At 38.1% G+C, this 12,269-nt stretch carries 10 protein-coding genes and 1 other annotated feature; of the genes, 1 reads left to right on the top strand and 9 read right to left on the bottom strand.

What is annotated here, in order from left to right; translation table 11 throughout:
• Positions 1 to 129 precede the first annotated feature (129 nt).
• The gene (locus CR194_RS07455; RefSeq protein ID WP_110609052.1) at positions 130 to 651 is read right to left on the bottom strand and encodes a GrpB family protein; all 522 of its coding nucleotides are present in this window, start codon (positions 649 to 651) and stop codon (positions 130 to 132) included.
• Positions 652 to 947: 296 nt separating this feature from the next.
• On the opposite strand from CR194_RS07455, the gene pdxK reads away from it, so the two are divergent.
• Positions 948 to 1,766: a pyridoxine/pyridoxal/pyridoxamine kinase gene (gene pdxK, locus CR194_RS07460; protein ID WP_110609053.1), complete on the top strand. Its 819-nt coding sequence runs from the start codon at positions 948 to 950 to the stop codon at positions 1,764 to 1,766.
• Positions 1,767 to 1,828: 62 nt separating this feature from the next.
• On the opposite strand, the gene hpaB is transcribed toward pdxK, so the two are convergent.
• From hpaB to metG, 8 genes are all read right to left on the bottom strand, one after another.
• The gene (gene hpaB / locus CR194_RS07465) at positions 1,829 to 3,271 is read right to left on the bottom strand and encodes a 4-hydroxyphenylacetate 3-monooxygenase, oxygenase component (protein ID WP_110609054.1); all 1,443 of its coding nucleotides are present in this window, start codon (positions 3,269 to 3,271) and stop codon (positions 1,829 to 1,831) included.
• A 179-nt stretch (positions 3,272 to 3,450) separates the two neighbouring features.
• Positions 3,451 to 4,875 (bottom strand): DHA2 family efflux MFS transporter permease subunit, encoded by a 1,425-nt coding sequence (locus CR194_RS07470; RefSeq protein ID WP_110609055.1) that lies wholly within the window; start codon positions 4,873 to 4,875, stop codon positions 3,451 to 3,453.
• Between the two features lie 658 nt (positions 4,876 to 5,533).
• Positions 5,534 to 6,097: a class I SAM-dependent methyltransferase gene (locus CR194_RS07480; RefSeq protein ID WP_110609057.1), complete on the bottom strand. Its 564-nt coding sequence runs from the start codon at positions 6,095 to 6,097 to the stop codon at positions 5,534 to 5,536.
• 12 nt (positions 6,098 to 6,109) lie between these two features.
• Positions 6,110 to 6,322, bottom strand: coding sequence for a class I SAM-dependent methyltransferase (locus CR194_RS07485; protein ID WP_110609058.1), 213 nt, complete (start codon positions 6,320 to 6,322; stop codon positions 6,110 to 6,112).
• Between the two features lie 76 nt (positions 6,323 to 6,398).
• The gene (locus CR194_RS07490; RefSeq protein WP_110609941.1) at positions 6,399 to 7,619 is read right to left on the bottom strand and encodes an MFS transporter; all 1,221 of its coding nucleotides are present in this window, start codon (positions 7,617 to 7,619) and stop codon (positions 6,399 to 6,401) included.
• 75 nt (positions 7,620 to 7,694) lie between these two features.
• Positions 7,695 to 8,747, bottom strand: coding sequence for an ArsR/SmtB family transcription factor (locus CR194_RS07495; RefSeq protein ID WP_110609059.1), 1,053 nt, complete (start codon positions 8,745 to 8,747; stop codon positions 7,695 to 7,697).
• Positions 8,748 to 9,003: 256 nt separating this feature from the next.
• Positions 9,004 to 9,960 (bottom strand): aminoglycoside phosphotransferase family protein, encoded by a 957-nt coding sequence (locus CR194_RS07500; protein WP_233254276.1) that lies wholly within the window; start codon positions 9,958 to 9,960, stop codon positions 9,004 to 9,006.
• Positions 9,961 to 9,965: 5 nt separating this feature from the next.
• Entirely contained in the window at positions 9,966 to 11,600 is a 1,635-nt protein-coding gene (gene metG / locus CR194_RS07505) for a methionine--tRNA ligase (protein ID WP_110609061.1), read from the bottom strand.
• A 59-nt stretch (positions 11,601 to 11,659) separates the two neighbouring features.
• Positions 11,660 to 11,925, bottom strand: a binding site (T-box leader).
• Positions 11,926 to 12,269 lie beyond the last annotated feature (344 nt).

A 12,269-nucleotide genomic window follows, 5' to 3' on the forward strand; every position in this document is an offset into this window, starting at 1 on the left:
CCCCTCAAAAAGAATCAATATTTAGATTTTTCCGAAAATAACCTATGTAGAATTATACAAATAATCTAAGTCACCGTCTACTGGAGACGATCACTTCTGATTCCATTTTTTCAAATGATTAACGGACAATTATTCGGTGTTTCTATTTATCCAACTTTGAGCCTTTTCATCTATGTTTTGAATGAAATCATGTTTTCCTGCAATGTACTCGTCTATTTCTTTAGGAAATTCTCTAGCTAACTCACGTTTTAAATCGCTATATTTTTTTGCCTCTTCTGGGTGGGCATTCATAAAATCTCTGAATAGTAAATGACGCTGAATTTCTGGATTTTCCGATTCAAATACATGTAAGTGATGAGTACGGTCGTCTCCTCCTTTCATAAAAAATCTTCTACCTGCGATTCCGTTCTCCCCTTTCGCCACATAACCTAGCTGTTCCATTTCATAATCATATAAATCTATTCTCTCAATATTTTTAGCTTCTATTAAAATATCGATGACAGGCTTAGCATATATGCTTTCGATGGCGGTGCTTCCGATATGATAACTTTCTACCATCTCATCACCAAAAACCTGCTTTAGTTTCCTCGCTTCAGAATGATATAAAGCTATCCACTCTTTTTGGTGAGGCACTACTTCAACTTTCCTCAAGTTAGACACATCCTTTCTTTATCATTCAACCTCTTATTAAAGAGTACCATAAAAGGATTAGGACAATTGCATTTATATTCGGCTCTATAGCTAATCTATATTTGTTTGAACCTTCGAGACTAGTAATCGTCAATCGTGGTGACCAGACATTTCAAGTTACCTCCAGATTTTATCGTTTCTTAACCTACGTTAGTTGACTTCCTTCCCCTTTCCCCCTTACAATTCAAAGAATAATCGTTATAATAAAGGAATGTAAATAGAGAAACAAAGTTTTTATACTTGTTAGGAGGATCTTTATGACAATGCAAAAAGTATTAACAATCGCCGGCTCTGATAGTAGTGGTGGTGCTGGTATTCAAGCCGACCTGAAAACATTTCAGGAACTAGGCGTATATGGAATGACGGCATTAACGACCATCGTAACGATGGACCCAAATAACAACTGGTCTCACGGAGTTTTTCCTCAAGAGGCAAATACAGTGGAACAACAGTTGAAAACGATTGTCAAAGGCGTTGGCGTTTCAGCAATGAAAACGGGAATGCTAGGTTCAGTGGAAATTGTTGAACTAGCATCTAAGGCCATTGAAGAAAACCAGCTAAAGAACGTGGTCGTCGATCCTGTGATGGTTTGTAAAGGAGAAGATGAGGTTCTTCACCCGGAAACGACAGAAAGCATGAAGGAATTACTCGTACCAAAAGCGACTGTTGTGACACCTAATTTATTTGAAGCTTGGCAATTAAGCGGCGTTGGCCCTATCAAAACGGTGGAGCAAATGAAAGAAGCTGCTGTGAAGATTCTTGAGTTAGGTGCTAAGAACGTATTAATAAAAGGTGGAAGTAAGCTCGATCATGAGAAAGCGGTAGACTTATTGTACGATGGAGAAAACTTTGAGTTACTAGAATCTGAACGAATCGAAACTCCTTACCTTCACGGTGCAGGGTGCACGTACTCAGCTGCTATTACAGCTGAACTTGCCAAAGGACGCACTGTTAACGAGGCTGTCCATACAGCGAAAGCGTTTATTACCGAAGCCATTAGAGAATCGTTTAAGCTCAACGAATATGTTGGACCAACGGATCACGGAGCTTTCCGTCGCACATTAGCTGAAGCTTAAGTATCATTGATATAGACGTACGAAACACAGCTAGAGGAGTCCCCTCTAGCTGTGTTTTTCGTCTAGTCATTTTTTAAAAATGTGTTCTCCACACGATCAACTAGCGACTTCCGATTATAAGTTTTGTAGAGAATACTAGATAACCGAACAGGGTCTCCAAAGAAATACCGTTCATATAACGTTTGCCGCGAACCGAAGGCACTCATACACGTGTCCCAAGCTAACCGGAATAACTTGACTCGGTCCCTTCCATTCTTCGTATAAGATTGCAAATATAGATCTAAATCTTCTTTATTATCCGATGAAAAATCTTGCTCTGTGGGAAGAGCAACCAATCCACTTGCCCCTAACAACTGCATAATGTCCATTAACCTCGGGTACAAACGTGGAAACGTATTAATCGCAACGTATAATGGATTTAAGTTAGGCAGCATAAATCCATTTTGTTTTTGTGCCCCTGTTTCAGAAGCCAATAGGAGAGCTTTGATGGTCTCAAGTGCCACAATGATCTCACTTACTTTTTCTTGAACATGTTGATACTCTCCTGAGTTGATTGTATCTACCATTAATTGAGCGACACCTAGAATAAACTCTAGCTTGATCACTTGACGAGAAACGACTTGATGTAACGCTAATGGGGCAAAGGCTCCTTGTAAGGTTAAAATATCATTGACGACAATATTTGCATAGTGGAAAACCCTCTCCCAAGGAACTAACACATGGTCAAAGACGACTAGAGCATCATTCTCTTCAAATCGTGCACCTAGAGGGGAATCATAAGTCGAGAGAGTATTTGTAAAGGGCTGCCTACATACAAATTTTAACCCTTTCGTATTACTTGGGATGGAGAAAGCATAAGAGTAAGCTTTATCAACCAAGCCTGCAGAAGAATACACGAGAATTTCGTCGGTCATTCCTCCTTGAGTCGCGAGCAGCTTCGCCCCATTGATTATCATTCCTTGGTCGTTCTTTCCAACGATTTTAGCAGCGACCATTTCATCAGGATCATCGAAGATCTGAAAAGAAGATCGATTGACTTGTGGATTAATGAACGTGTGAGTGAAAGACCAATCGTTCTCTCTCGCTTGTTCGTAAAACGAGAGAACGTGTTCTGGGAAACAATGGTCATGTTTCTCAAAGATGTGATGAGACGCCACGAGTGAAACTAAAACTGTATTCATATAATCTGGACTTCTTCCCATCATTCCTGCATTGGTGCTCGCCCATTTTTGGATCATAGCTCGGCGCTGCTTTAAATGTTTCTTTGTCTTGGGCAATAAAAAGGATAACCCAACTCGTGCTCCCGAAGTTGGAGATTCATACGTCATCTTTTCTTTTAGGGATTGGTCTTTTTGTAGATCGTATAATCTCGCCTGGCTGTGGATCACACCATGAAAGGATGGGTGCTCAGAGATATCTCCTTGAACTTTCTCTCCATTGATCCATACGTCATTTTTCAATCGATTAATCCGGTTTATATACTCCGACCCACTAATGGCCCCCATGATCTCACCTCTTTACAAGACACTACATCTTGTCTCGCAATTTTAATCACAACTCCTTTATTACCATATTTTTGTGAAGGTGAAATATTCGCTGAGGACAACCTGAATCTAAAAATACGTACACCTTATTGCGATCGTATAAGGATTTTCTAAACCGGAAGAACCGTCCCTTTGATCAGTTACTTTTTGTTTGCTTCATCCCACTCTTCGTCTGTTGGAGGATAGGTCTTTTTCAATTGAAATGAAAGAACTAATGCAACCACCGTTAACAATCCAATAAGACCAAAGGATACGATCGCTCCAAGGATGTCTGGGTTAGCGACAGCCGTATTCTCAGATGTTGCCTGTTCAGTAGTCGTCATCGTCGTGACAAGAAGTGCTGTTCCGATGGAGGCAGACAGTTGCCTCACCGTGTTAGTCACCGCGGCTCCATGGGGAATCATTTTCCGTGGCATCTGATTTAATCCGGCTGTATTCGTTGGCATCATCACCATGGAAAAGCCAAACATTCGAATCCCATACATCACCGCTAAATAAACAAGTGAGGTTTCTGTATCAATGAACAGAAAGGCAAACGTCGAAATGGTCATGAGGATTAATCCAGGGATCGCCAACGCTTTTGCTCCAATTTTGTCAAATATCCGACCAGTAATTGGTGCCATTAATCCTGCAATTAGCGCTCCGGGGAATAAGACAAGTCCCGCTTCCACTGCCGTAAATCCTCTCATGTTTTGCATATATAGAGGAATTAATGTTTCCAGGCCGATTAAACCCATGAAACCTATGCTGCAAATGACCGTTGATAAGGTAAAGATTCGTTTCTTAAACACTCGAAACTCAAGCATCGGGTGATCCATTCGAAGCTGACGTAAAATGAACATCGTAACAGAAATGACAGATACTAAAAGAACCATCAATGTAATTGGACTGCCCCAGCCATTATTACCTGCGCTAGTAAACCCGTAAAGCAATCCACCAAATCCAAGAGTAGATAACATAATTGAAATAGGATCGACCTTTGGATTCTTCAATTCCGTCACATTTCTCATAAAGAAAAAAGCAACCACGAGCATGATGAGCGCAAGGGGAAGGACACCCCAAAATAAAACTCGCCACTCATAGTTCGATGTGACCCACCCCGAAAGCGTCGGTCCTATAGCCGGCGCAAAAGAAATTACGAGACCGATATACCCCATTGCCGTTCCTCGCCGCTCGACGGGGAAAATAAGCAAAAATACCGTTTGCATAAGCGGCAACATCACACCGGCTCCAGCTGATTGAATAATTCTTCCTGCAATCAGTGTCTCAAAATTTGGTGCTACTCCACCCACTAATGTTCCAAGCGTAAAGATCGCCATCGCCGTCATGAATAGCTGTCTCGTTGTAAACTTTTCAAGGAGGAAAGCGGAAACGGGTATCATGATTCCGTTTACTAGCATGAATACCGTTGTCAGCCACTGGGCTGTGTTGGCTGTAATATTCATTTCCGCCATAATAGGTGGGATCGCTGTGATCATCAGTGTCTGATTTAACACGGCAATAAACGAACCTGAAATTAATAATGATGCAATTAACACTTTGCTGTAATTCTCAGTTTGTGACATAGTTAATCTCCTAAGTATAGTTAGAATTCTTATACCCTACGGTTAATCTAGTAATCTCAATCGAAAAAAATCGATCTGATATCAACCAAGATCGACCTTTAAAAGATAAGTGTAGGAGTCTTTGATGAAACTATCAAGTAAATGTACTTCACAATGAATGAAGGTACACGGTTTAGCTTCAAGATTTGAAAGGTGCGGTAGCTTCATTTTTATAGATATAAAAAACAAAAGCCATTCCGTTTGAAAGGAATGGCTAAGAATATATTAGGTCCCATTAAAAACTTAAGCTATTTTCGTAAAGATTGTTGTTTTTAATCCAACATAAAGGGTATACCAAAATATGCTAAAATTAAACAATAGATAGGGGGATATTAGTTGACTAATCAAAAAAGTACAAGGAAATTAGAGATAGGATTTCATATTTTTATAATTTTATTTGCAATTTTCATTATAATATCATCAATTCTAGAATACGAAGAAACAGAAAGAACAACAGTTATGTGGATATTAATGGGCGTATTGATTGGTCTTAGTAGTATCTTTCGTTTGATTAAGTTAGTGAAGAGACAATGAATTTTTCACGGAACATGTCGTGAAGCTTCAACTGTCATGTCTCCTTATCCATATGAACATAATCTCGGTCATATTAGCAAAACAATTACCCTTTGTTTAAGATAGTTACATAGCAGCCATGTTCAACCGGGTGATCTATCTCCCCAAATTCATTCATTACATGGTTGTAAATTCCATCAAGAATTTCCGTACGTTTTTGATCGGTAAAGCCGGTAAGCCAAGATAAAGACGCTACTCTTCCGCACCATTCTTCTGCAGAAAAAGAGACCGTGTATGTAAATTTATACGTTTCTTGCAAGTCAAAGTTATTTTCCTTCCATTCTTGAAACCACTCAATTGGAAAACCGTTAATGGTCTGCTTCGATTCAGCTTTCGTTCCAGCAGGCTTTAATTGACCAGTTGGCATATGTCCTTTAATTATTTCAAGTGTGTCTTTAATAAGCTTACTTTTTGATAAAAAGCCTGAATCCATCACGAGTAAAGTACCATCATTCTTTAACAATCTTTTCACTTCAGAAAGAGTCTTTTCGGAATCAAACCAATGCCAGGCCCTTAAAACGGTTACATAATCAAATTGACCCGTTTCCAGCAATGTATCTTCTGAATAACTATTTATGTACTTTATATCCAGTCCTTCATTCTTGTCGATTGTTTTAGCCTCTTATAACAATTCTGTTGAAGGCTCTACGCCTATAACCTCTGCCCCTGCTTTATGAAGAGCACGACTCAGGACACCAGTTCCCGATCCTAGATCTGCGACTCTTCTATTGAGGAAATCAATTCCTCTAAGTTTCAAACTATCTAATAATTCTACTGGTAGATCATTTCGATAGTTGGCATAACTTTTGGCTACGTTTCCAAAATTCACTTTCATGGACATCCCTCCAAGGTTTAATTATGTATATAATAACATTTTTTGACAGACAGACCTCTGAAAACTCCATTAAAGATTAAGAAACGTTCTCTTGTTGAACTTCTTGATCAATAAATCTAAAATAGGGGTGTAAAATTCCGATTAAAGCGACAATACTAATCAATGAACCTATGAAAAAATAAAGAGGTCTTACTCCCATCATTTCGCTTAATAAACCTCCTGCAACGACACCTAATGGCATGGCTCCTCTTACGATTAGTAATCTCACAGAAAACACTTTGCCCATAAGGTGATTTGGGATCACTTGCTGACAAATCGTCACATTATGAATACTAAAAACTGCCATCATGACACCGCCAATGATCTCCGTTAAGATACCTAAACTAATACTTTGATTGAAGCTTAGAAATATAAACGTCAATCCACCGATTACAAGGGATCCGAGCATTAATACTCGCCGACTTTTGAATTTCAGTTTTCCAACGATCATTGCCCCAAGAATATACCCAATCGGAAAACTGGCCATGAAATAGCCATAATCAGCATAACTTCCTGATAGTTCATCGGTGATATAAGGCAAAGTAGTTACCATAGTCACCCCTACTCCGAACTGCACAAAGGCAAGAAAGACACCGAGCCATACGATGATTGGTTTTCTGAAGAAGAAAGTAGTCCCTTCCATAAATTCAACTAACCATGTTTTTCTTTCTCGTTGATACGTAGAAGGTTCTTGGATAAAGATTAGCAAAAAGCCACTAGATGATAGCATGATACTAACGAATATTAGTGTTGGCTGAACGCCTATGTATTCAGTGACGATTCCTCCTAGAAGAGGGGCCATAAAAGTCATTAATCTAACGGTTCCATCGATATAAGCATTCGCGGACTGAAGTTGTTCTTTCGAGACAATTGTCGGTAAAATTGCCTGATTGGCCGGAACATAGAAAGGTGAAATAAGACCGATAAACAACTGAACGATAAATATATGCCACGGTTCAAGAGTTCCTGTCAGTAATGCCCCGATCGGAACAAGAAAAATCAACCCCCTTGCCCATTGGGAGAAAATCATAATCCATTTCCTGCTCCAACGATCAATAAAAGGACCGATGAACAATTGGAGAACGAGTGAAGGAACAAAATACAAGAGCCACATGCTTCCTAAAGCCATAGCGGATCCCGTTAGCTGATAAATCAAGATAGAATTTGCAAATGTACCGAAAGCTCCGCCTAATTCGGAGGTAGCATTTCCAATCCACACAGATACAAACGAACGATTTTTCAAGATTTTTTTCGTCAAATCCCCACCACCAGTCATTTTTTAACTCATACTCGAAATCTAATCGCATTCATTAATCATAAGAAAACTCTATGTTTATTGAACTTTGCCACTTAAATAAAGATCTAATTCTTTAGATAAGCTTTCCACTGCTCTTTTTTTGAGCGAATACTTTGATGAAGTGATTTCTACTAACTTCGCTCCTCTAAGTATTTTTAGATGATGATGGGTGGTGGACTTGCCTAAATTCAACTTATCGCTCATTTCATGCAAAGAATGGTCCTGTTCATTCAATAATTTAACCATACGCAGGCGAACGTCATCACCTAGTGCTTTATGTTTAAGTACTAAAAAATGATCCGGTGTAAAGCGATCAGCTGGAGAAATACTATCGTTTGCTACAGGATAGTAAAATATTTTCGTTCCCTTCTCATCTGCTTCAATATTCCATGGACGATAAATATATTGAGGGATTAACAGGACTTGATTCACACTTGGTTCCGGTAAGTATGTAACCCCTCCAGTCGCCCATTCAACTAATTCTTCAGGATTCATTTTATTTGCCATTTGTTTTTTCGCTTCGTAGTCTGTTTTCAAGATTCTAGATATCGTCTCTGAATCTTTTTTTATCACCTCTTCAAACCAGCCTGACATAACGCATTCGAGATGATTTTTTAACGATTGAACATCCGTCACACATATAAATTCGATATATTTCGGAAAAAATGGATTCTCTTTTGTTATCTGTTTTAATTCATCCATTGAGGAAGTGTCTCCTTGGGCCGCCTTTAACCTCACATCTTCAAATTGCAAACCTGTATAGGGAATACAAACTCGTCTGAATTCTTGATCTGAAAGCTTGGAAAGATAAGAAAAAAACGCGCTTATGTCAGAAAAGGAATGCTGGTGGAGTAACTGTAATAATGCTTTCCATGTATTATTTTTTTCGACATGTTCAAGTTCACTAGATAAAGACCTAGAAAGATTTCTTCTCATCTCTTGCCACTCTTCATAAGACTTTTCCATCGTCTTTAACATTGGCTTATTTGTTATAGCAGCAATTCCTAAAGCGCATTCCCATAAAAGAGAGTATTCTAATTTCACTTTATACGTCTCTCTCTTCCTACTTGTCATATTTAATACATCCATTTGTAAGCACCTCTTGTTCTAATTTTTCCTTATTATGTATTCTATATTAATTGAATTAGTAATTCAACTTATTTAGAACATTATTTCCGAGTCTTTCTCGTTAGCAAAAGTATTTAACAATAACCATCCCTAAGATTGGTAAGGAGTTGAGGTACGTTCTAGGTGAAATTGAGAATGAAGCATACAAAAATAAACCCACTCATTAATGAGCAGGTTTAGCCAACATCACTCGTGATCATATTAAGCGAAATAGCAACTAGCTTCTAGCTACCTCACTTATCGAGCCATAAAGAGTTTCATAGAGCTCCTCAAAGATTTCGATGCATTGATGAAAGCTCTTATCGAAGGTTCCGTCGTCATCTATGCTCCAATAGGTTGCTAACACGGTATGACAATAACCCCATAGGATTAAGCGTTCTTTATTTAAATTTAATTCATCTATGAAAATATCCACTCTGTTAGCAACGACCTCGTAAGCACCTTTATCAGGCAAGTGATTTAACATAAATTGAATCAAGTCGTACTCTCGCTCCCCGATTAATCCCTTCGGATCTATCGCTTTCCACCCTTTATCCTCACTGTATAGAAGATTATAATGATGGAAATCGCCATGAAGGATCTGCCATTCAGTAGTAGTCTGATTTAAGTGTGTAAAGATTTTCAAAGCTTTTTGAAGCGTTCCCATCGTGATTACGGATGAATGTTTGTGATCAGCTACAATGTCACGAAGGCTTTGTTCACGTGCTTTTGTAGAAGGTAGTTTCGATTCATTTGGAGCAGGGGTAGTTAACTTTTGCAGTATCTTTGTTGCTAATCTGCAGGCTTCTCTATCATCTTTTAATTCCGCTAAAGTAAAACCTGGAGATAGTTTCTCCAAAATGAAGATTCCCTTCTCCTTATCTGAATCAATTAATTTAACCATGGCGTTTCCATTAAAACTCTGCAAGGCTTCCCGTTCATTAAGAAAGTCTTCTCCAGGGAGGCATATTTTCACGACGACTTCTCTTCCGTCTTTCGCCATCGCTGGAGCGACAAAATTGATAGACAGTTTATAGGGGTCCTTTATTGTTAATGACCATGTCTCCTCACAATAGTGAATCAAACTAGGTAACTGTTGTAACCATTTTTCTCCCTTCGTTTTGAAATATAACCGGACATTTTTAACAAACTGGTCTTGGAAGTTCATATTGTTCTCCTTTCGATTGTTAGGCAAAGAACTTAGGAAGTCTCTTCGTTTAATTTAGCCACTTCTTCAATTCTGCCTACGTCAATTCTTTCAAAAAGTGGTCTGACATTTTTTAAGGAAGTAGAAGAATTCAATTCTATTTCTTCCCATTTAAAAGCATCTAAACTTAACATTTTCTTTACCTCTTCACTTGAAAATGGAAGAAAAGGGTGGAGTAACTGTGCCAGATTGGCAATGATATACAAGCAGTTTGCCATTGTTTCATCACATGACGCTTCATTTTCTTTTATTTGCACCCAAGGTTTCTTTTCATCAAAGTACTTATTTGAATAACGAACGAAAGTAAACACTTCTTCTAAGGACTCTTTAAAACGAGTATTAGAAATGAGAGAACCGACTTTTTCATAAAGTTGAATAATATTCGTCCTCATTACAGGATCTACCTTACCAATAGGGGCCTTTCCATCATAATATTTATTAATAAACTTCAGTGTCCGATTAACAAAATTACCGTATGCTCCTAACAATTCACTGTTATGGCTATAGACAAATTCTCTCCATGAGAAATCAGCGTCTCTATTTTCTGGAGCATTTACGGTTAAAAAGTATCGAATTGAATCTGGATGGTAGTTTTCAATCATCTTTGGAAGCCAGACAGCCCAATTTCGACTAGTTGAAAGTTTCTTTTGTTCTATCGTTAAGTATTCGTTTGATACGATATGGGTAGGCAGAGAACCTATTTCAGTACTTTTAAGAATAGCCGGCCAAATAATAGAGTGAAACGGAATATTATCTTTTCCATGAACATAGTAAGAAATGGTCTGATCATTCCAAAATAAAAGATTATCTGTACCTTTTTCCTGAGACCATTGTTTACTTGCGGAGTAATAGCCAGATACGGCTTCTATCCAAACATAAATTTTTTTGTTCCTATATCCTTCAACTGGAACACTTACTCCATTGGGAAGGTCTCTGGAAACTGCCCGATCGTGAAGACCTTCCTTTAAATATCGTTCAGTTAATTGAATCGCGTTATCCCGCCATAAGTTATTTGTTTTCGCTTGCAGCACATACTGCTCCAAATCGTTTTGTAATGAACTTAATTCAAAATAAAAATGCTCTGTATTTTTTGTTACAGGAGTATCTTCACACACCTTGCATTTTCTATTTAAAAGTTCTAATGGATCCAATATATTTGAGCAATGATCACATTGATCTCCTCTTGCTTGCTGGTGGCAGTGTGGACAATTCCCTTCCACAAATCGATCTGGTAAATGCTGTTCACAAGAATTACAGTAGCATTGTTTGACTTCTTTTTTGTAGATTTTGTTTTTTTCGAGTAGCTTAAGAAATAGATCTTGAACAACTTCATGGTGCAATTTCGTATCTGTACGAGTATAACAATCATAAGAAAAACCCAATTGATTAAAATTCTCTCTAAATTCATTGTGGTACTGATCGGCTATTTTTTTCGTTGACACTCCTTCCTGTTTAGCTTTAATGGCTATTGGCGTTCCATTACAGTCACTCCCTGAAACATAAAGAACATGGTCCCCTTTTAATCGAAAGTATCTTGCTAAAATATCACCTGGTAACAAACTGGCTATGTGACCTAAGTGTAATGAGCCATTTGCATAAGGCCAAGCACCACCTATAAAAACATTCATTTTCATTTCCTCCCTTATTTTATAACATTAAAAAACCTCGCCCATAGACAAAATCATTGTCTAAGGACGAGGTATCTCTCGTGTTACCACCTTTATTTACTAACCACTCGCGTGATCAGCCTCTGCAAGTACGGAGTGACTTAACACTCTTATACTCTGACATTTATAACGAGTGCCAACTCTCGGCAAAGTCTAATTCAATTTTGAAAGTCGACTTTACAGCTCCAAGGCCATGTTCAATCAACGATTTTCTGCCCCTTTTCAGCTACCGAAGCTCTCTGTAAGAAAATGAATATTGATTTACTTTCCTTTTCATAGCTTTTATCATACATATTTTCCTTATTATTACACACTAACTAAACATTTAGAACTCCTAAATACAATTAAATAGAAATAATTCACTTCGTTCTCTTAAAAATATTCGACTATATAGTTTACATAATAATATTATAGTTAATTTATCAACTTTCTATTTTTTTGAATTTGACCGTTTTTACTGTTAAGGCACATTGTTTAGTTATTCTTCTCGTAATATGCTTCCAGTTGATTCTCATACACATACAGGATCTCTCAAACTGGATACAGAAGCTTCCAATTCGGATACAAAACTCTTCGAACCGATTACAGATCGGCCTACGGACTACAGGACCTCTCAAACCAGCTACAGAA

This window comes from Salipaludibacillus keqinensis (assembly GCF_003226325.1).
Classification (GTDB): Bacteria; Bacillota; Bacilli; order Bacillales; family Salisediminibacteriaceae; genus Salipaludibacillus; species Salipaludibacillus keqinensis.

What these genes read in the sequence shown, in the direction of transcription:
- pdxK (WP_110609053.1), top strand. Translation starts at nt 948, where the DNA reads ATGACAATGCAAAAAGTATTAACAATCGCCGGCTCTGATAGTAGTGGT.
- hpaB (WP_110609054.1), bottom strand. Translation starts at nt 3,271, where the DNA reads ATGGGGGCCATTAGTGGGTCGGAGTATATAAACCGGATTAATCGATTG.
- CR194_RS07470 (WP_110609055.1), bottom strand. Translation starts at nt 4,875, where the DNA reads ATGTCACAAACTGAGAATTACAGCAAAGTGTTAATTGCATCATTATTA.
- CR194_RS07485 (WP_110609058.1), bottom strand. Translation starts at nt 6,322, where the DNA reads ATGAAAGTGAATTTTGGAAACGTAGCCAAAAGTTATGCCAACTATCGA.
- CR194_RS07495 (WP_110609059.1), bottom strand. Translation starts at nt 8,747, where the DNA reads ATGGATGTATTAAATATGACAAGTAGGAAGAGAGAGACGTATAAAGTG.
- metG (WP_110609061.1), bottom strand. Translation starts at nt 11,600, where the DNA reads ATGAATGTTTTTATAGGTGGTGCTTGGCCTTATGCAAATGGCTCATTA.